The following is an 18481-nucleotide window of genomic DNA, read 5'->3' as shown; positions in this document are numbered from 1 at the left end:
TTATCATTTACATGTAATCTAAAATACTCGTTTTACTCATCGTACTAACAGCTTTTAATGTCGCTTCGTACGTTGCGTTTATATAAGCTAAATCAGAAATTGCGACCGCTAAATCAACATCCTCAATTTCTTTACGGTTTTCTTGAAGTGCTACATTTTGCTCACTTAAAATTGTTTTAAACGTCTCCATTGTGTTCATTGTTGAACCAACTTCAGTTGTACGGTTAATGATGCCATCTAAGTTTTGCTTATTTTCTTCTAATAACGGTTTTAATGCTTTTTGGTCACCGTTTTGCATCGCTTCACTCATCTGTTTTAACGTTTTTATAACAGGGGATAATAATGCTTCACCGTTACGGAACGCTTTGAATTCATAACCGTCATTTAGTTTCCAGTTCACATCATTTTTTCCACCCTGGTACGTACCATCTTCTGTAAATGGCAGATTTTCTGCACTATCACCACCGAAAATATAACGACCTTGTTCTTTTGTATTCGCTAAATAGACGACCTGTTTTAAAATTTGATCAATCTCTACACCAATAGCCTGCAATTCTTTTTCACTATTTGTACCATTTAACGCTTGTACTGTTAATTGGTCTGCTCTTGTTAAAGATTTCAAAACACCTTGTAAAGTATTTTCAGTTTGTGTTAATACATTTTTCGAATCCGCTATATCTTTCTGCATTTGCTCCATATTTGCCAATGAATGTTGAATCGCAAATGATTTACTTGCTGCAAGTGGATCTTCACTCATAAGAAGGTTTTTCTTCCCTGAGGTTACTTGATTTCGGTGGTATTGCTGTTGCACATTTAAATCCATCAACTGATTCTTTGCCCAGTTTGCATTTTGAAATGTAGATACTCTCATTTCTATCTCCTCCTTAAATATTTCCAATTACCAACTATACATGACTACTCCTTATCTAATAATCGAAAACAAACTATCAAACACTTCATTCATAGTAGTTATAGCTTTAGAATTCGCCACGAAGTATTTTTGGAAGGCCATTAAATTAACCATTTCTTCTTCCATATTTACGCCCTCGATGCTCATCTTTTCTTGCTGGATACCTTCTAATAAATCCTTATGAATATTTTGATATGCATTTACTGAACTTTTATCAGAGGCTACACCAACTAAAAATTGATCTAAGGCTTGCTTATATGTAAGTCCATCCTTATAGCCTTTATCTGTAATAGCCGCAAGGTTGTTGGCAGTTTCAGCCGAAATTTTCATTTTTGAAATATCTTTTATAAAATCAGGATTCAATTCAAGCTTCTTCGCATCTTCTCCTACAAAAAGCTCTTTCTTCATAGTATTATTCACTTGTTTTTTTAACGAATTTACAAACTCATTCAGATTATCTTTATAATTTGTAATCTTTGCTTTCGTATCAATTGCCGATAAAATTGTTCCACCACTTAATGGGATATCTGTTCCAGATATTTGTACAGACATTGGCTTTTTATCCTTCTGTAATTGAAGTGGGTATGTATCTTGACCATTTACAGTTAAAACACCATTCATCCTAACACTTGCAATATTAGGATTTGTAGCTTCATACGATACTTCTATATCTGCATACTTAGACATTTCTGTCATAATACGATCACGTTCATCTAATAGTTGATTTGGTACTTGTGTACCAGCTTGTCCAATTTTCTTGTTCGCTTCTGCTAAACTAGCAGCAAGTCGATTAAATTCATTAACATGCGCTTCAATATCTTCTGTCGTCTGTGCTTCCACTGTATCCAAGTTTTTCGCAAGACGACTTACTTGACTTGTGAACTTCCCCATTTCAGCAATTAATGTATCGTAGTAATTTGATTGCTCCGGATTTTTTGCAACTTCACGAAAAGCATTGAAAAACCCATCCATTAAACTAGATAATGAATTTTTACCTGTCGTTCCTACCATAGACTCTACTCGCGACAAAGTAGAATTCATATATGCATAGTAAGAGAACTGTGACATTTGATCATTATATTGCTTTGTCTTCACTTCATCTGTAATACGATCAACACCTAACGTTTGTACACCATACCCTATTCTTTGTTCTGGTGCATACCCTTTACTCCCTCCAGCAGATTCGTAATTCACCATTTGACGAACATAACCTGGTGTATGAATATTAGACAAGTTTTGTTTCGTTGTTTGTAACCCCATTTGAGCCGCCAACATACCCGATAGCGGTGTATTATAATCAGATAATCTCATAAAGCTTCACTTCTCCTTTACAATAGTTCGTTCATAAAGATTTGCGAATTATTGTTTCGCTCTAAGTTATATTCAGAAACAGAATCCACAATACTTTCTGTAGTTTTTAATAGTACGTTTAAGTAATATTGATTTTTCAAAAGAATCATTTTTACATTCTCTTCTAATTCAGTTACGTTTTTTTGTAATTCATCCATTTTTTCAATTTCTTGTTGAGAAAAATACGAAAATAACGCACTTACACGAAACGATTCAACTCCTTGTTCTTTACAGAACTGAACAACCATTTCTTCAAATGAGCTTGATAACCCTTTTAAACCATCAATGTACTGCAATTGCTCTACTTGCAACTTTTGAACTGCATTTACATTTTTATTTTTTAAATTCTCATATATTTGCTCTCCAAGCGCTTGAATATTTTCATACGCTTTTTGAATAATAACGAGTTTTTCATATAATTGTATGTACATATAGCTTCCTTCCTTTTACAAGACTAAATTCACAATTAAACCATGGATTTCTCCAATTTGATTTAACATTTCTAAATGTCCTGTTTTCGTATTAATTAGATTCATCACATCTTCTAATTCATTCAATCCCATTTCTGCCTGTTTCACAATCGTCATTTTCTGTGAATATCCGTAACGTGGGTGACGAGACATGACATCTTTATACTGCAATACATTATCAACGTAGAAATTCAAAAATGATTTTACTGTGTTTTTGTATTCCATTACATTATCAAGCGTTAATTCCATTTCAATTTTCTCTTTAATTTCTCCAATATTATCGACAAACGCTTCCATTTGTTCTAGTAATTTATCTTTTTTCGGATCTGCATGCAAATTATCCGAAAATGCAAGTCCTGTCCTGACATTTGCTTCTTTCGGCATTTGAGTAGCAGGTGGTATATGCGATAAAATTGGATTATGCGAGATAGAACGTAGCATATATATCACCTATTTATTTTTTTATTTCTTCCTAAACTTAATCGTAAAATCCAGTTATTTATAATTATACTCTGAACAGTAATATTTTGCAGTTATTTTTTATAAAAGATATGTTACAATTTAGCATGAGGTGGCACAATTCTATGAATATTTTCCTTTGTGGTTCAAATCAATTAACAGCATTAGATCAAGAAGAAATTAAAAAATTTTTAACTGACTATGCTCACAAACATAAAATTTACATATTATGTTATAAATCTATTGAAAATGAGGTTCTTCGTTTTTTCGTTGAGAATGAAAGACTCGCTCAAAATTTATGCCTTTACACGCTGCAACCATTGCAAGCAATTACAGATGAATTCCAAGAAGTCGTTGATTACTTAAAAAAACACGGAGCCGAATATGTTGCTTTTGATCATCCTTCTGACTCCATTTACCGATCAGATTATATGTTTTTTGTTAAACAAATTATTGAAGACACTGATTTAGTTCTCTGTTTTTATAATGGGGACAAACATACATCTGTCATCCCTGTCGATGTTGCAAAAGAAGCAGGTATTGATGCTGTCATTTATGATTTACCAGGATTACATGAAAAGCAAATGAAAAAAAGCTTTGAACAAAAAATTCGTATGATGTAAAGGGGGAGGCACAATATCATTATTGTGCCCATTGTAAATATGATAATTGAACAAGATTATGATCATTTTATCGCGAGTTTTAAACAACAATTCAATATGGACATCGCTTCATATAAACAAGATAGAATGCGCCGTAGAATCGATGCTTTCATTTCGAGAAAAGGCTTCGAAAACTACACTAATTTTTTAAGCAAATTACGCGCTGATCAAAATTTATTTTTAAATTTTATTGACTATATTACAATTAACGTTTCAGAGTTTTTTAGAAATAAAGAACGATGGCAAACTTTAGAGTCGAAAGCACTACCAAAATTACTCGAACAAAATAGCGGAAAATTAAAGGTATGGAGTGCCGCTTGCGCTGCTGGTGAAGAACCGTATACACTCTCTTTAATTTTATCGAAGCATCTTGCTCCATTTCGTTTTGAAATTCAAGCAACAGATCTTGATTTTCATATTTTAGAAACCGCAAAACGCGGTCAATATACAGAACGTTCTTTAAAGGAATTACCTACTGATTTGAAAGAACGTCATTTCACAAAAGAGAATGATCTATATTCATTGCATCAAAACATTAAACAAAACGTCTCGTTTAAACAACATGACCTTTTAATGCAGTCATTCGATACAAATTATGATTTGATTATTTGTCGCAATGTAATGATATATTTCACAGAAGAAGCAAGAGTAAAACTTTACGAAAAATTTAGTCGTTCTTTACGAAAAGGCGGTGTACTATTTGTTGGTAGTACGGAACAAATTTTAACACCCGAACGTTACAATCTTCAGCGATTTGATACATTCTTCTACGAAAAAATATAAAAGAGGTCGTCACAATGGAGTGACGACCTTTTTACATAACTCGAATTAAAATAATACCAACAATCCATATAAAGAGAAAAAGAAGCGTCATAGACCATTTATGTTCTTGCATCGTTTGTTTCAATGCCTGTGATAATTGTGTCATGTTCATTTCCGCAAGCGCCCTCCATACACTTACATCCCGATCTTTAGCAATGCGGTCTGTAACACTAATTAAAATTGTTTCGTTAGACAATTTCGTTATATAAGCAGTAATAACCGTTACCATCAAATTTATATTTCCTTCTGAAGAATCACTTTCCACTCTAGAGATAAGTGCACTCACATCTAGTAACGGAATATGTACTTTTCTACCAAATGATAGTTGTACTTCAGCGAAATCATATGTTCCATCTAACAAAGGAAGTTCTTTTATATGAGCCTGCTTAACAAGCCCTTGTAGGCTTCTAATTACTTGTTCAAATATTTTTTCTGTTTGCTTTCCTTCTCCAGATAACGTGTGTAACTTTTTAAAAAGTTGTAACACTGTATCCATCTCTTTAGAAAGCATTTCCTTCATAATCTTTCCATCACTTAAACTTGCAAGTAAAATACCTATTTCATTATTTTTCGAAATAATTTTAGAATGTCCAGTAAACACTAAATTGCTACGCTTTCGTTCTTTCTGGATCTCATGCTCCGAAATAGCTGCAGGCTGTTTTAATGGTTGTAACGCCTTATCTTCAATTGTCGTACGTTTAATCTCCATTTAAGCGCCTCCACTACTATGAAATAATTAGCCCCATTCTTTATTACTCTTTAAAACTAAAAACAGTACGAATAAACCTGACATGATAGTAAACACATCAGAAGCTTGCACTCCCTGTTCACCTTTTTCTTCTTTCTTGTCTTTCGGTTCTTCTTTTTGTTCTTTCTTTTTAGAGGCAACTTGTTTGTTATTTTTCTCTTTTTGGTCCTTCGCCTTATGTACTTCCTTGTTGTCTTCAAACGGCTCTTTTATAACGTAAGTAAATTCCTCTTTCTCTTCCAACGGTTCTTTTATAAACTTATTTACTTTCTCATCTCGCTTCGGAATTTGAACAACTGGCAAATTTTCTTCTGGAACCGGGTTTTTGACTTTGGAATCTTCTTGCTTCTCATTTTCTTTCTTATCTTCTAATTCATTTTCTAGTTTATTATCTAATTTATCTTCTTTCTCTTCTATCTTTTTATCATCTTCATTTTTTGGCACCAAAACAGAAATGGTATATTCACTTTCCTCAACAAGTTTATTACCTGCTGCATCTATTATCTCTACAAGTAATTCGTATGGCCCAGCCGGCAATGCTTCTGTTATTTCAAATACTTTTTGCCAATCCATATCATGCTTGTTGTAGTCTAATAAAAACGAAAGCTCTTTATTTTCTTTCCCTTTTAATGTAACGCGCACTTCGTTTACAACCGATTCTATATCTGACGCTTTTACTCGTATATGTATAGAATCTCCCTGTTTTCGTTCAACTAAGTTCTCTTTTACTTCATCAATAGTAACTTCCTGTAACTTTGGCAATTCTTTATCTATAGTTGGCGTTTCATTTTTAATACGAATGAGCGGGACTTTCACTTCATTTTTTATGAGCTCTTCTTTCTCATTCTCTTTGTAACTTTGAACGAGCTGAAGATTCCAATCACCTTGCAAATCAAAATCCCCTGCTTTATAGTTAGCAACCCAGCTCTTCGTTTCTTCATCATACTCAAAAAATAACATTCTTTCTTGCGCATATTGCTCCCCATTTTTTTGTAACTGCAATATACCTTTCATACTTTGAATGTTTTTCCCATTTGGTTCTACAGCAATTCGCACTTCTTCGCCAACTTTAAGCTCCGGCTTATTTACTGTAATAATTCCTTGTTCTGTTTCTATCTTTCTTTCATTCAATTGTTTATTTACTACTTCTTGTTGCTCTGCTTCTTTTTGTTTCTCTTCATCTTGCTTCGTTTCCACTTGTTCTGACGATTCTTGAGATTCCTTATTTTCTTCTTGTACATTCACTTCATTTATTTTTTGATCTGACTCAATTTGTTCCTCAGCCTGACTTTGCAAGGGGAAGAACAAGCACACATGTATGCATAGCCAACTCATTAGAAAAAACTTTACGTTTTTCATCTACTAGTTCAAACTCCTATTTCAATGCCTTATAGTGATTTCGTCACTTTTACTCCAAAAAATCCATCTACATTTACAAGTTCACCATACGCCACTAATACATCATTTACATAAATACGAATCGGTTCATCAATATCCTCATCTAGTACAACTGCTTCATTTTCTTGTAAACTTAATATATCTTGAATCGTTTTCACTGTACTTCCAAATACAAATTTCACGTTCATTTCTACATTTTGTAGAATGGACGTGTCCATATATACTGGTTCCATTTGTTTTACTTCTTTAAATTCAATAGGTTGCACAACTGGTTCTACAATTTTTTCTTCTTCAATTTCTTCTGTGGCAATCTCTTCTTCTTCCACCATCGGATACAGAAGTCGCCTTACCATTTCTTTCGCTTCGGAAATTGGCAAAATTTGATACATCTTCGATTGAAGCAAATCGCCAATTTCAAGATTGAACGTAATTTGAACGAGTTCGTCCACTTCCATTGACTCTCCCAAATATTCCATTTCTTCTTTTAACGTTACAAATTTAACATTTGGCGGCGTCATGTCCATTTTTTCTTGAAACATTTCTGACATCGCCGTAGCAGCATGACCCATCATTTGGTTCATAATTTCTTTAATACCGCTCAGTTCTAATTCAGTAAGCTCTTTTTCTGGGTCAACTTCCCCTGTTCCCATCATCATTAAATCTACCATTGTTAAGGCAACATCTTTCGTAAATACAAATACATTCTCATTCTTTAGCCCTTCAACAAAGTCGACATTTAAAATAACAAATGGTACTGGTACTCCATCATAATGACGAACATTGATTGCTTCCACATTTGGTGTACTAATTGTAACTGGCTGATTTAAAAGCGTTGACAATACTGTTGAAGCGGAGCCAATTGAAATATTTGCAATTTCACCAAGCACATCTTTCTCTTCTTGTGTTAAATGCTCTTTTTCAACTTCTTCTACAATCTCAGTTTCCACTACTTCTGCTGGTTCGTCTGTTTCTTCTACTCCACCAGATAATTGCATTAATTTATTTACCATTTGTTTCGCATGCTCAACTGAAACAATTTGTACAAGTTTAGAGTTTACAAGATTATCTATCTTTAAATCAAACGATACTTTAACAATCGTATGATTCCCATCGATTTCAGAGATTTTCTCCATTTCTTCTGATAACTTTACAACTTTAATCGTCGGCGGAGACATATCTACTGTATCTTGGAAGAATTCCGACATAGATGTAGCTGCGAATCCCATCATTTGATTCATCGCTTCTTGTACAGCACTTAGCTCTAATTCACCAAGTTCTTTTCCGTCCTCCACTTCACCTGTTCCCATCATCATTAAATCAGCAATGGATAATGCAACATCTTGCTTAAGGACAAGAAGATTTTCCATATCCAATCCTTTTGTAAAATGAATGTTTAATACAACATGTGGAACTTCGACATCTCTTGAATCATATAAATCTACCAACTCTATGCGAGGAGCAGTAATGCTTACTTGCCTATTTAAAATTGTTGATAATACAGTCGAAGCTGAACCAAATGATATATTTGCAATTTCGCCAAGAATATCGCATTCTTGAGGCGTTAAATGCTCATTTTCTTTTTCTAGCACAATCGTGCTCGTATCCCCTTTTGTGTGTTGCTCAGGCATTTTCCCTGCCTCCTCATTTCTGTTTTTCTATCAAATAATATAAACTCTTATTTTATTTTAGCAAACTCATTAGTATAAAACGTTACTATGTATCCCATTATTAGATTCGTAGCAATTAGCCAAAAAGCTCCCCAATTGTATACAAGTGGGGAGCTTTCCTTCATTCCTATTATAAACCTTCTGGGTTTAAAATGAGGACCACTCGTCCATCACCGAGAATCGTCGCACCAGAGAAATAGTTAGAACTCTCTGCAAAGAAGTCACCTAATGACTTTAAGACTATTTCTCTTTGACCGATAATTGTGTTTACAATAAGTCCATAGCTGCGATGTGTATTACGAACAATTAACACAGGAACTATTTGACCATCATATGACGCAAACGCCTCATCTACTGTTTTTTCACCAAATACAGTACTTAAATGTTTCACTTCAATAATTTGATTACGATAATTTAACACATCTTTCCCTTGTAAGGATTGGATGTCTTCTCTCTTAATTCGAATTGCTTCAACGATATTTCCAAGAGGTAAAGCATAACGCTTATCATTCGTTTGAACAAGCATAGATTGAATAATAGACAACGTTAATGGAAGTTCAATTCTAAATGTACTTCCCTTTCCTTCCTCAGAATCAATAATTAAATGTCCACCTAAACTATGAATCGTATGTTTTACAACATCTAATCCGACACCGCGTCCAGAAAGATCTGATACAACTTCAGCTGTACTAAATCCTGGTTGGAAAATAAGATCAAACACTTCACGATCTGTTAATCTATTCGCATCTGCTTCAGTTACAACGCCATTTTTAATCGCTTTTTCTAATACTTTCCCTTTATTAATACCGTTTCCATCATCCGTAATTTGAATAACGACATGATTTCCACTATGAAAGGCTTCTAATTTAATCGTACCTGTCTCATTTTTACCTGCATCACGTCGTTTTTCAACAGTTTCAACACCGTGATCGATTGCATTTCGAATTAAATGAACGAGCGGATCACCGATTTCATCAATAACAATTTTATCTACTTCAGTATCTTCACCTGTAATTTGTAAATCGATTTTTTTCCCTAAATCTTTCGCTAACATACGTACCATACGCGGGAAACGATTGAACACAGTTTCAATCGGCACCATACGCATATTTAATAGTACATTTTGAATATCTTTTGAAATATCGCCTAATCGATTTAAATGTTCAATTAGCTCCTTGTTTTGAATCGTTTGAGCCAATTCATCAATGCGCCCACGTTCAATTACACTTTCTTCAAACATATTCATTAATCTTTCGATTTTCTCTAATTGAACACGAATTGAACGATTCTCCACTTTAGCATTTTTCGTTTTTGTAGTACTTTTAGCTGGCATAGCACTTGAAGGTTGATTCGTTGCCTCTATTGGTGATTCTACCTGCGTAGCCACAGCTGGTTGTAGCTTTTCTTCTACTTGCACAACTTCTTGTGTAACGACTTTTTTAGAAGCTACTTCCTTCGATATAGGTTCTCCTTGCTTTACTTCCACTTTCTCAATTTCAGAAACATGAAGTACTACTTGTTTCAATTCTTCTATACTACAATCCGTATCCATAAATACTGTAAATTCAAATCCGAAAGCATCTGCTTCAATTTCTTCAATACTCGGAGCTGTTTTTTGTATATTCCCTACATTTTGCAATGCTTCAATACACATAATGGCACGTACTGCTTTTAAAATCGCTTGCTGTTCAACTGTTATATGCACTTCATGCGAAACTGCATCATCGTTGTCTATATGATTTTGCTCTATATGTTCCGTAGGAGTTTCTACATTGCCGTTCAATAACGCTTCTAATTTCTGTTTAGTTGAGGCTACATCAATATTGCCCATTCCACCTTGTTGCACATCTGCAACCATCTTCTCCAAATTATCAATGCACTCAAAAATCACATCAATAATATCCGCATTTACAACTATATTTCCATGACGAATTTCATCTAACACATTTTCCATCTTATGCGTTAAATCAGCCATCTCCGTAAATTCCATACTCGCAGACATACCTTTGAATGTATGAGCGGAGCGGAATATTTCTCCCACAACATCCATATCAGCAGGATTTTGCTCTAACACTAGCACATTTTCATTTAGCGACTGTAAATGTTCTTCTGACTCTTCGAAAAATATATTTAATAGATCTGTTTGCATTTTTATCCCCTACCTGTCTAACAAACATTTCATTTATGTATAACAATTTAGTGTTTTACAATGAGAAAAAAGGGGGCCACACGTCGATCTGCTATCACTGTTTTGATTCCTTGTGGCACCCCTTCTATATTAACTATTTGCTACTTTTGTTAAAGCTTCAATTACACGGTCGGCTTGGAATGGCTTTACAATAAAGTCTTTTGCCCCGCCCTTAATTGCATCTAATACCATACCTTGTTGTCCCATTGCAGAACAAATAACAACCTTTGCACTTGAATCAATTTTAATAATTTCTTTTAATGCTTCAAGCCCGTCCATTTCTGGCATAGTAATATCTAATGTTACAATATCAGGTTGAAGTTCTTTATACTTTTGAATCGCTTCTACCCCATTCTCTGCTTCGCCGATAACTTCAAAGTCAGCATTACTTTTTAATAAGTTTTTAATCATCGTTCGCATAAACATCGCATCGTCTACTACTAAAATTTTATGTGCCATTCTTTTTAATTCTCTCCTTCTATGTATAAATATATCTTAATATTTCACCTTATCATTCTCACTCATTATACAAAATAAAATGATAAAATTTAATATTTTTTTAAAAGAATTTTCGTATTTTTATTATTTTATTATTAAAATAATAATATACTACTCTTTTATATAAATAACAACGCGACGGTTTTTTTCCCAGTTTTGCGGTGAATCATTTGGTACAATTGGCTTTGTGTCTGCATATCCTACCGCAGCTAGCCTTTTATCATCCACATTATACACTTCAATTAAATGGTGAATCATATTTGCCGCTCGTGCTGAAGATAACTCCCAATTAGAAGGGAATTTCTCGTTATGAATAGGTCTACTATCTGTATGTCCCTCTACAACAATTGGGTTAGGTACGGATTGAAAAAATCCAACTAATTGACTTATTATCCCTTTCGCTTCGGGCTTAACGTTTGCATCGCCTGTATCAAATATTAAATTATCTACTATAACGACGCTTACCCCTGTATCCTCCCGATATACATTCACTTGACTAATACCGTTATTATCTACATACGCTTTTAACTTCTTATATAATTCATCCATTCTCTTTTTTGAGATCATTTTTTCATCATTTTTTTCATGTGAAATATCTGGTATTGTATTTTCCATTACTTTTGCATCTACTTGCCCCGTATCACTAAACTTTTCAAGCATCTTTGACAATTTTACTGCATCTTGCTTTGATGTAGCAACTAGTAATACAAAGAAAGTTAATAATAACATCGTTAAATCTGTAAAAGTCGTCATCCAACGAGGCGATCCCTTTTGCGGTCCTTTACTCATCATACCACTCCTTGAAATATTAGGCTGCTCCTTTTACCTTTTTTACCTTTGTTTCGTATACGTATGTATCCAGTTTCAACTTTAATTTAGAAGGGATTTGTCCACGATACAATTCTGAAATTGCTTCTATTACAAACTTCTTCTCTGTATATAAATCTTCAATACCACGATATACTTTTTCCGCAAGAGGGATTGCAATCATATTCGCAAGTACAGACCCATATAATGTCGTTAACATCGCAACTGCCATCCCTGTACCAATTTGCGATGTATCTTGTAAGTTTTGGAGCATAATGATAAGACCAATTAAAGTCCCTATCATGCCCCAAGCTGGAGCAAAATCACCAATTTTATCTAATAATGCTGCTCCTTTTCTTAACTCATACACTTCCGTTTCAATATCTTTCAATAACACTTCTTTTAATTCATCTTCATCGTAACCGCTTAACATTAATCGAATTCCTTTTTGAATAAAAGGATTATCCACTTGCTCTCCATCTACCTCTAAAGAAAGCAAGCCGTGCTTTTTAGACTTTTTCGAAAAATCGACAAACAAATCCGTTAACTGTTCTAAATCTTCTTCTCTTCTATGTAAAACAGTAAAAATGCTTTTCGTATATTTTTTTATTTCTCCAAATCGATATGCCACAACAATTGTCGCTGTTGTTCCCCCTATGACAATTAAAATAGATGAAACATCTAAAAAGTTTTTGAAAGCTTTTATTCCACCGCCGCCAAGCATAATTGCCGCTATCACTATAATGAAACCTACTATAATGCCCACTGGGCTAGAAATATCAAACTTCCTTTTTCTTCTTTGTGGTCTAGCTAATACTTGATTTTTCTCTCCCATATTTCTGCCCTTTCCTTTCCATTTTTATATAACATTTTTTTATTTTAATAATACGTTTTCACATATAACATGTATTATACGCTTATCATCTGTTTATCGCAATATACTCATGAAATTGACACATTTCATTTCTATATTAGAATTATGGTATGAATAAATGAGGAGGATCACGATGGAACACAACATTTTACAAGTCATTGCATTAGCAGAAAAACTAAAATATGAAATGCGACATAGCTGGCTTTCCAACGGACGTCAAGAAAGTGTTGCCGAACATACATGGCGTATGTCTCTAATGGCCATTTTAGTTGAACCTTATTTGGATCAAAAAGTAAATATTGAGAAATTACTTAAAATGGTTATTATTCACGACCTAGTCGAAGCCGAAGCTGGTGATATCCCTGCATTTGATACAATGAATAGTCATGAATTACAGCTACAAAAACAAAAAAATGAACTAGAAGCTATTTTAAATATTAAACAAACATTAACAGGTTCTCTCGGTGAGGAATTATATGACTTATGGATAGAGTTTGAAGCGAAAGAAACGTACGAAGCAAAAGTTGCTAATGCACTCGATAAACTTGAGGTAAAAATTCAGCATAACGAAGCTGATATTGATACGTGGCTACCAATTGAACATAAAATGACATTCCAAGTAGCAAAGCATACAAACTTTGATTCTTTCCTATCTAAATTACAAAAAATTATTGAACAAGATGGAGAAAAGAAGTTAATTGCTGCCGGCATTGATGTTGAGGCATGCAAGCAATAATGAAATAAGACACTCAACAAGAGTGTCTTATTTCATTATTGTTGATATAGCCTGCTTATAAATAAGCTGTTGTTTTCCATCCACTAAGATTAAAACTGTAAATTTATCTACTCCAACAACTTCTCCTATTATTCTAACACCACTCTTTAAGAAAATTGTAACTGTACCTTTTTCTTCTTTTATTTGTTTATACAATTCTTCCTGTAAATGTTCCAATTACTGTCCCCCCTTTCCGTGAAACATCTTAATATAAAAAACTATAAATTTTTTATTTATGCACTTTGTCTTTTACATTCATAAACTTATTAATTAGTATATCTAAATCTCGGCTAAATAACAAAACTTTATCATGATCCAATCCGTGTCTCGCAACAAGTTGAATTAACTCTTTCTTTTTGTTTTCTATTTTATTTTTTAATTGTCCCATCTCCATCTCTATACTAAAACTCCCTTTTCCCATAATATTACTTGTAAAATTATAGTACATATTCTCTCATAAAAAAATAAGAAAATGGTTTTTTTTACAATTTTTTATTTTTTATGCCTAAATTATGAATTACGTAAAGGTTTATTTACAAATCACTAACATGCAATCCTAATGAATCTACAGGCATTTGTCTAATTATAAATGAGACTGGCTCGTTTTCTATACAAAAAACATACTGTATATAGTAGTCCATGAACCATATAGATTAACTTACTAAAAAGGAGGAAAACATATGAGTTATGGTGGAAGTTGCGCTGGTTTCGGCGGTGGATTTGCTTTGCTTATCGTACTATTCATCCTTCTAATCATCATCGGATGTAGCTGTTGGGGTGGCGGCGGATACGGATATTAATATATCCTATCCTTGAAAAATGAACTAAAAACTATAGAAAAACAGCTCAAATATGAGCTGTTTTTTTTCATACTTTCGTATGAATTTATATCCCTCTTATTTGCGATTTCAACTAGCAACATATTGTTTACTATGGAATAAGAAACATTTTTCACTGATATAAAAGGTGGTTATACATACATATTACAAACAAAAATCATTTTAACATTAATTCTTGTCGGCATTTCATGGGGCATTATTGGAGGCGCTTATCAACTACTTCTAACGATCTATGCCGAAAAAATTTTCCATACGAACATTGGGATTTTATATACGGTTCAAGGGGCTGGGCTTATGATAGGAAGCCTTCTCGTTAATCTTTATATATCCCATAATAAAGAAAAAATGAAAAAAGTATTCGGTTGGGCCTACTTATTACAAGGAATTTTCTTTCTCGGATTCATTCTATCCGATCAACTTATTATCGGTATCATTACTTTATTCTGTATGCGTATAGCAGGAGGAATCATCGTTCCACTTGATACGACATTACTTCAAACTTACACACACGAAAATATGATAGGTAAAGTTTTTTCATTCCATTATTCTATTTACGGATCTCTTATTCAGTTATCGATGTTTTTTACAGGAGGGCTGTTAGAAATTCTTTCTCCTCAAATGATTGGCAGTTTATTAGCTACATGCTGTATTTTTGTAAGTTTTATATGGCTGTTCTTGTTTTATCGCGGGGATCTCAGTGAATAAATTAATGATAATCAATACATTTTGATCCCATTCATTATTTGTTTCCCCATAATAAAATTGTTTCAAAATGTAAGTCGGATTTTTTAGTTAAAGAGCCTTATATGGCAATACTATTTGAGAAAAAACTAGATATTTATGTTAAAATACAAATGAGTTTGTGAAATATTGCACTTAAATAATAGACTTTAACTAGTTAAACTTGATTAAATAGGAGGGCTGTTTTGGGTATAACATTCATTTTCGTATGTATTATATTAGTGGCTTCTATTCTGCAAGCAAGTACAGGTTTTGGCTTTTCCATAATGGCAACCCCTTTCTTACTTATGTTATTTCTACCACAAGAAGCTATACAAATAAACATTATTTTATCTTTAATTATTTCCATTTCACTCATTTGGAAAATAAGAATGGACGTTGATTTTGTTCTACTGAAAAGGTTTATTTTTGGAAGTATAGTTGGTGTTCCTTTTGGCATTTTAATTTTCATTTCCGTTAACATAAACACTTTTAAATTAGCAGTTAGCATCCTACTCTTACTATTAACATTATTGCTAATATGCAACGTTAAGATTAGATCAACACAATCTAGAGATTTCATAGTTGGTGGATTATCTGGTCTTTTAACGACAAGTATCGGTATGCCCGGCCCACCCCTGTTACTTTATTTTACAGGAACTGATACTGAAAAAGAGAAGTTAAGAGCAACTACATTAGCTTTTTATTTGTTTATATATTTCATTAGCCTAGTAACTCAAATACTCTTTACTGGCACAAACAAAACCATTTGGGAATCAAGTTTTTATGCCATTCCAATTGTATTTTTAGGTTTGTTTATAGGTCAAATTATTTTTAAATGGCTTAATCAACGGATTTTTAAAATATTTACGTACATTCTTTTAAGTTGTACAGGGGGGTATCTTCTTATTGAAAGTTTGAACTTGTTATAGAAGATGCTTTAGATTGCGCCATAACAGATATGTTCAAACAAAATTATTGCTGTATTTTCCGGCAGGGTATTCCATATCAAAACTTAAATAACTTTATTGACAGTTTACAATTAGCAATAATCTTTCTTTCATAAGATAAACATTTCAAATCAAATACTAAATAAAACGATAAAAAGCGGCTATTATGCCGCTTTTACTTACTATTGGCATTTCATTCTCATTTTCTATCACTTTTGTAAAAAATTATTAATTTTTATTTCTATGTATATGATAACAAACAAAATACCTAAGTTCAGAAAGAATAAACAACTTTCTGGGCTTAGGTATTAACAATCAAACTATTCACTTATACTAAAGTTTTATCACAAATCTCTGTTACATTTTTAAAATATTGCAGGTTCTCCTTCGCTTCACCTTCATTAAATAAATTGAGTTGCTTCATTATTTCAGTAGCAAATTCAACGTACGCAGACCCTACCGCTGTTATTATTTTTCCATCAACAGTTACATCTTTATTTTGTTTATATTCCCATTCATGTAAATGTGCTAACTGTTTTTCACCAGATGTTAATGATGTTGAGAATTTCTTCTTATTAAGCACTCCAGCCGCATGTAGTAAAGATGTTCCTGCACAAATACCCGCTATCCATTTATTTTGCTTATGTAATTCGTTCACGATAGATAACAATTGTTCATTTTCTAAATGATCAAAAATATGTCCTCCTGGTACGATAAACACTTCATAGTCCGCTACTTCAATATGCTCCATAGAGACATGTGGTTGACACAAAAACCCGCCTTCTCCTGTAACTGTTTTTCCATCTACTGTTGCTGTTATTATTTCGAATTCCTTACTGATCAAAAATAAACTCGCTATATTCACTTCAAATTCTGCAAATCCATCAAATAAAAAGATTAAAGCTTTTTTCATATTATCCCCTCCCTCTATACTTATTCGAAGACAATGACCTTTCTCCTCCAAAAAAGACAAACCTACATCACAGGTTTGCCTCTTTACTCACTTCTTATTTAATCCTTTTTCACTTAAGAACTCTTTCATATGCATTCTTTTTTCTTTAGACATAAACGAACTCATTGATTCCGTCCATGTTACGTTTTTCTTGTTTGATGATCTTTCTTTATAATACGCGCTCATCGTTTCATCATATTCATTTAATAATTCATCATATTTCTTTTCATCATATCCATTTTCATGAAGGATTGCTGCTACTGGTAAACGTGGTTTCACTCCATGATCTTCATCTGGTACGCCGACTGTCATTCCGAATACAGGATATACTTTATCAGGTAAATGAAGCAGTTCACTCACTTCTCTCGGATTATTACGAATACCACCAATATAACAAATACCGTATCCTAACGATTCTGCTGCTAGTGCTAAGTTTTGCGCAAAAAGCGAAGCATCTACCGTCGCAACGATAAAGTCTTCTACTCCCTCATGCTTTATCTCTGTACTATGTTTTTTACATGCAATTTCAAGTCGTTTTAAATCTGCACAACAAACAAAAAATGCTGCACAGTCCTTCACATGACGATTTCCGGATAGCTCTGCTAGTTTAGCCTTTAATTCCTGATCTGTTACATATATAACAGAATACGCCTGTACAAAATGTGATGAAGCTGCATGTTGCGCAGCGTGCACCATCTTTTCTACTACATCTTTCGGAATTGATTCTTCTTTATATTTACGAACTGAAACATGTTGCTCCATCTTATGTATGATCTCATTCATGAAAATCACTCCTTTTTTCTCTTCATAATGAAAAATTAACATATCTTTTTCAATTTTCACAACTTATAAGCACAAAAAGAGCAATTCTTTTTGAACTGCTCTTTTTTAAAACGTTTATCGATACGGTAAATGAAATTACACTTATCATATTACGCCGTTTTCAAAACTTTAATACCTTTTACGATATTCCAAATGAAGTAGTAAATTCCTACAAGAATGAACACTGCATATGTGATAGCCATTCCAATTCCAGCACCGTCAGATTGATTGAAACCTAAACCGTACATGCCTGATACTGCTAGTCCTCCAAATAAGATTGCGTATGGGAAAACATGTGACCAAAATGCTTTTTTCGCGTGATACTTCACTTCATCTTCTGCAACAAAGTACACGATAATTGGTAGTAAAAATGGTGCAAAAAAGATACTAAAGTAACATAACGAAGATAAAATATTATTTCCTTTCATCCGATTCACCTCTAAATAGTTTTTGTTACCTTCATTATGTCAGGAAATCATTCTAGAAACTATCGCTTTACCTTTCACGAACGTGACATATTTGTAAGATTTTCCTCAAACTAAATCCCGCCTGAGTTTCAGACGGGATCAC

At 33.3% G+C, this 18481-nt stretch carries 21 protein-coding genes and 1 pseudogene; 6 read left to right on the top strand and 16 right to left on the bottom strand.

The window, feature by feature from the left end; genetic code table 11:
• Window positions 1-7: 7 nt before the first annotated feature.
• From MR168_RS09565 to MR168_RS09550, 4 genes are read right to left on the bottom strand one after another with little or no spacing between them, the layout of a single operon-like run.
• A complete protein-coding gene (locus tag MR168_RS09565) occupies window positions 8-871 on the bottom strand; it encodes a flagellar hook-associated protein 3 (RefSeq protein ID WP_001266408.1) in 864 nt (287 codons plus the stop codon).
• A gap of 51 nt (window positions 872-922) precedes the next feature.
• A complete protein-coding gene (flgK, locus tag MR168_RS09560) occupies window positions 923-2221 on the bottom strand; it encodes a flagellar hook-associated protein FlgK (RefSeq protein ID WP_242291242.1) in 1299 nt (432 codons plus the stop codon).
• 17 nt (window positions 2222-2238) lie between these two features.
• Window positions 2239-2691: a hypothetical protein gene (locus MR168_RS09555; protein ID WP_086411900.1), complete on the bottom strand. Its 453-nt coding sequence runs from the start codon at window positions 2689-2691 to the stop codon at window positions 2239-2241.
• Window positions 2692-2706: 15 nt separating this feature from the next.
• Window positions 2707-3171, bottom strand: coding sequence for a YaaR family protein (locus tag MR168_RS09550; protein WP_000946323.1), 465 nt, complete (start codon window positions 3169-3171; stop codon window positions 2707-2709).
• 143 nt (window positions 3172-3314) lie between these two features.
• Here MR168_RS09550 and MR168_RS09545 point away from each other — a divergent pair, with 143 nt between their 5' ends.
• Both MR168_RS09545 and cheR read left to right on the top strand, forming a co-directional pair.
• On the top strand, window positions 3315-3812 hold the full coding sequence (locus tag MR168_RS09545) for a flagellar motor switch protein FliG (RefSeq protein ID WP_001020110.1): 498 nt from the start codon (window positions 3315-3317) through the stop codon (window positions 3810-3812).
• 39 nt (window positions 3813-3851) lie between these two features.
• The gene (gene cheR, locus MR168_RS09540; RefSeq protein WP_000582882.1) at window positions 3852-4634 is read left to right on the top strand and encodes a protein-glutamate O-methyltransferase CheR; all 783 of its coding nucleotides are present in this window, start codon (window positions 3852-3854) and stop codon (window positions 4632-4634) included.
• A gap of 31 nt (window positions 4635-4665) precedes the next feature.
• Here cheR and MR168_RS09535 read toward each other — a convergent pair whose 3' ends face one another.
• The 7 genes from MR168_RS09535 to MR168_RS09505 all read right to left on the bottom strand — a co-directional run bounded on the left by MR168_RS09535 (window position 4666) and on the right by MR168_RS09505 (window position 12814).
• A complete protein-coding gene (locus tag MR168_RS09535; RefSeq protein WP_075677464.1) occupies window positions 4666-5382 on the bottom strand; it encodes a hypothetical protein in 717 nt (238 codons plus the stop codon).
• A 27-nt stretch (window positions 5383-5409) separates the two neighbouring features.
• A complete protein-coding gene (locus MR168_RS09530; RefSeq protein ID WP_075677466.1) occupies window positions 5410-6780 on the bottom strand; it encodes a transglycosylase in 1371 nt (456 codons plus the stop codon).
• Window positions 6781-6809: 29 nt separating this feature from the next.
• A complete protein-coding gene (locus tag MR168_RS09525; RefSeq protein WP_001115014.1) occupies window positions 6810-8447 on the bottom strand; it encodes a flagellar motor switch protein in 1638 nt (545 codons plus the stop codon).
• Window positions 8448-8616: 169 nt separating this feature from the next.
• Window positions 8617-10635 carry a chemotaxis protein CheW gene (locus tag MR168_RS09520; protein WP_242291241.1) on the bottom strand — a complete coding sequence of 673 codons (2019 nt, stop codon included), beginning with the start codon at window positions 10633-10635 and terminating at the stop codon, window positions 8617-8619.
• 129 nt (window positions 10636-10764) lie between these two features.
• Entirely contained in the window at window positions 10765-11133 is a 369-nt protein-coding gene (locus MR168_RS09515) for a response regulator (protein WP_000940565.1), read from the bottom strand.
• A gap of 150 nt (window positions 11134-11283) precedes the next feature.
• The gene (locus tag MR168_RS09510) at window positions 11284-11961 is read right to left on the bottom strand and encodes an OmpA family protein (RefSeq protein WP_000033627.1); all 678 of its coding nucleotides are present in this window, start codon (window positions 11959-11961) and stop codon (window positions 11284-11286) included.
• 19 nt (window positions 11962-11980) lie between these two features.
• The gene (locus tag MR168_RS09505) at window positions 11981-12814 is read right to left on the bottom strand and encodes a flagellar motor protein MotP (protein WP_000504191.1); all 834 of its coding nucleotides are present in this window, start codon (window positions 12812-12814) and stop codon (window positions 11981-11983) included.
• Window positions 12815-12986: 172 nt separating this feature from the next.
• On the opposite strand from MR168_RS09505, the gene MR168_RS09500 reads away from it, so the two are divergent.
• Window positions 12987-13589 carry an HD domain-containing protein gene (locus MR168_RS09500; protein WP_000400766.1) on the top strand — a complete coding sequence of 201 codons (603 nt, stop codon included), beginning with the start codon at window positions 12987-12989 and terminating at the stop codon, window positions 13587-13589.
• Window positions 13590-13616: 27 nt separating this feature from the next.
• Here MR168_RS09500 and hfq read toward each other — a convergent pair whose 3' ends face one another.
• Both hfq and MR168_RS09490 read right to left on the bottom strand, forming a co-directional pair.
• Window positions 13617-13805, bottom strand: coding sequence for an RNA chaperone Hfq (gene hfq / locus MR168_RS09495; protein ID WP_000400664.1), 189 nt, complete (start codon window positions 13803-13805; stop codon window positions 13617-13619).
• A gap of 52 nt (window positions 13806-13857) precedes the next feature.
• A complete protein-coding gene (locus MR168_RS09490) occupies window positions 13858-14076 on the bottom strand; it encodes an aspartyl-phosphate phosphatase Spo0E family protein (RefSeq protein ID WP_000291689.1) in 219 nt (72 codons plus the stop codon).
• Window positions 14077-14308: 232 nt separating this feature from the next.
• Here MR168_RS09490 and MR168_RS09485 point away from each other — a divergent pair, with 232 nt between their 5' ends.
• The 3 genes and pseudogenes from MR168_RS09485 to MR168_RS09475 all read left to right on the top strand — a co-directional run bounded on the left by MR168_RS09485 (window position 14309) and on the right by MR168_RS09475 (window position 16119).
• Window positions 14309-14428: a YjcZ family sporulation protein gene (locus MR168_RS09485; RefSeq protein WP_000120179.1), complete on the top strand. Its 120-nt coding sequence runs from the start codon at window positions 14309-14311 to the stop codon at window positions 14426-14428.
• Window positions 14429-14569: 141 nt separating this feature from the next.
• A pseudogene (locus MR168_RS09480) lies at window positions 14570-15172 on the top strand (MFS transporter); the annotation flags it as partial.
• A 221-nt stretch (window positions 15173-15393) separates the two neighbouring features.
• On the top strand, window positions 15394-16119 hold the full coding sequence (locus tag MR168_RS09475) for a sulfite exporter TauE/SafE family protein (protein ID WP_016122208.1): 726 nt from the start codon (window positions 15394-15396) through the stop codon (window positions 16117-16119).
• Window positions 16120-16465: 346 nt separating this feature from the next.
• Here the strand turns inward: MR168_RS09475 and MR168_RS09470 are convergent, their stop codons facing one another.
• The 3 genes from MR168_RS09470 to MR168_RS09460 all read right to left on the bottom strand — a co-directional run bounded on the left by MR168_RS09470 (window position 16466) and on the right by MR168_RS09460 (window position 18339).
• Complete coding sequence (locus tag MR168_RS09470) at window positions 16466-17050, bottom strand: type 1 glutamine amidotransferase family protein (RefSeq protein ID WP_016122207.1); 585 nt, start codon at window positions 17048-17050, stop codon at window positions 16466-16468.
• 87 nt (window positions 17051-17137) lie between these two features.
• Window positions 17138-17872 (bottom strand): oxygen-insensitive NADPH nitroreductase, encoded by a 735-nt coding sequence (gene nfsA / locus MR168_RS09465; protein WP_016122206.1) that lies wholly within the window; start codon window positions 17870-17872, stop codon window positions 17138-17140.
• A 149-nt stretch (window positions 17873-18021) separates the two neighbouring features.
• A complete protein-coding gene (locus MR168_RS09460; RefSeq protein ID WP_000678055.1) occupies window positions 18022-18339 on the bottom strand; it encodes a magnetosome magnetite crystal formation protein family in 318 nt (105 codons plus the stop codon).
• Window positions 18340-18481 lie beyond the last annotated feature (142 nt).

The sequence above is a fragment of the Bacillus cereus group sp. BfR-BA-01356 genome, assembly GCF_022663635.1.
GTDB lineage: Bacteria > Bacillota > Bacilli > Bacillales > Bacillaceae_G > Bacillus_A > Bacillus_A cereus.
The sequence above is the reverse complement of the archived record's forward strand: the minus strand, read 5'-3'. Positions and strand labels throughout refer to the sequence as shown.

Bases quoted from the DNA above. Each gene is read 5' to 3' on its own strand.
- MR168_RS09515 (WP_000940565.1), bottom strand. From the start codon at position 11,133: ATGGCACATAAAATTTTAGTAGTAGACGATGCGATGTTTATGCGAACG.
- MR168_RS09500 (WP_000400766.1), top strand. From the start codon at position 12,987: ATGGAACACAACATTTTACAAGTCATTGCATTAGCAGAAAAACTAAAA.
- MR168_RS09565 (WP_001266408.1), bottom strand. From the start codon at position 871: ATGAGAGTATCTACATTTCAAAATGCAAACTGGGCAAAGAATCAGTTG.
- MR168_RS09545 (WP_001020110.1), top strand. From the start codon at position 3,315: ATGAATATTTTCCTTTGTGGTTCAAATCAATTAACAGCATTAGATCAA.
- MR168_RS09530 (WP_075677466.1), bottom strand. From the start codon at position 6,780: ATGAAAAACGTAAAGTTTTTTCTAATGAGTTGGCTATGCATACATGTG.
- MR168_RS09460 (WP_000678055.1), bottom strand. From the start codon at position 18,339: ATGAAAGGAAATAATATTTTATCTTCGTTATGTTACTTTAGTATCTTT.
- MR168_RS09520 (WP_242291241.1), bottom strand. From the start codon at position 10,635: ATGCAAACAGATCTATTAAATATATTTTTCGAAGAGTCAGAAGAACAT.
- MR168_RS09510 (WP_000033627.1), bottom strand. From the start codon at position 11,961: ATGAGTAAAGGACCGCAAAAGGGATCGCCTCGTTGGATGACGACTTTT.
- MR168_RS09490 (WP_000291689.1), bottom strand. From the start codon at position 14,076: ATGTACTATAATTTTACAAGTAATATTATGGGAAAAGGGAGTTTTAGT.
- nfsA (WP_016122206.1), bottom strand. From the start codon at position 17,872: ATGAATGAGATCATACATAAGATGGAGCAACATGTTTCAGTTCGTAAA.
- MR168_RS09555 (WP_086411900.1), bottom strand. From the start codon at position 2,691: ATGTACATACAATTATATGAAAAACTCGTTATTATTCAAAAAGCGTAT.
- MR168_RS09470 (WP_016122207.1), bottom strand. From the start codon at position 17,050: ATGAAAAAAGCTTTAATCTTTTTATTTGATGGATTTGCAGAATTTGAA.
- MR168_RS09505 (WP_000504191.1), bottom strand. From the start codon at position 12,814: ATGGGAGAGAAAAATCAAGTATTAGCTAGACCACAAAGAAGAAAAAGG.
- MR168_RS09550 (WP_000946323.1), bottom strand. From the start codon at position 3,171: ATGCTACGTTCTATCTCGCATAATCCAATTTTATCGCATATACCACCT.
- flgK (WP_242291242.1), bottom strand. From the start codon at position 2,221: ATGAGATTATCTGATTATAATACACCGCTATCGGGTATGTTGGCGGCT.
- MR168_RS09485 (WP_000120179.1), top strand. From the start codon at position 14,309: ATGAGTTATGGTGGAAGTTGCGCTGGTTTCGGCGGTGGATTTGCTTTG.
- MR168_RS09535 (WP_075677464.1), bottom strand. From the start codon at position 5,382: ATGGAGATTAAACGTACGACAATTGAAGATAAGGCGTTACAACCATTA.
- MR168_RS09525 (WP_001115014.1), bottom strand. From the start codon at position 8,447: ATGCCTGAGCAACACACAAAAGGGGATACGAGCACGATTGTGCTAGAA.
- cheR (WP_000582882.1), top strand. From the start codon at position 3,852: ATGATAATTGAACAAGATTATGATCATTTTATCGCGAGTTTTAAACAA.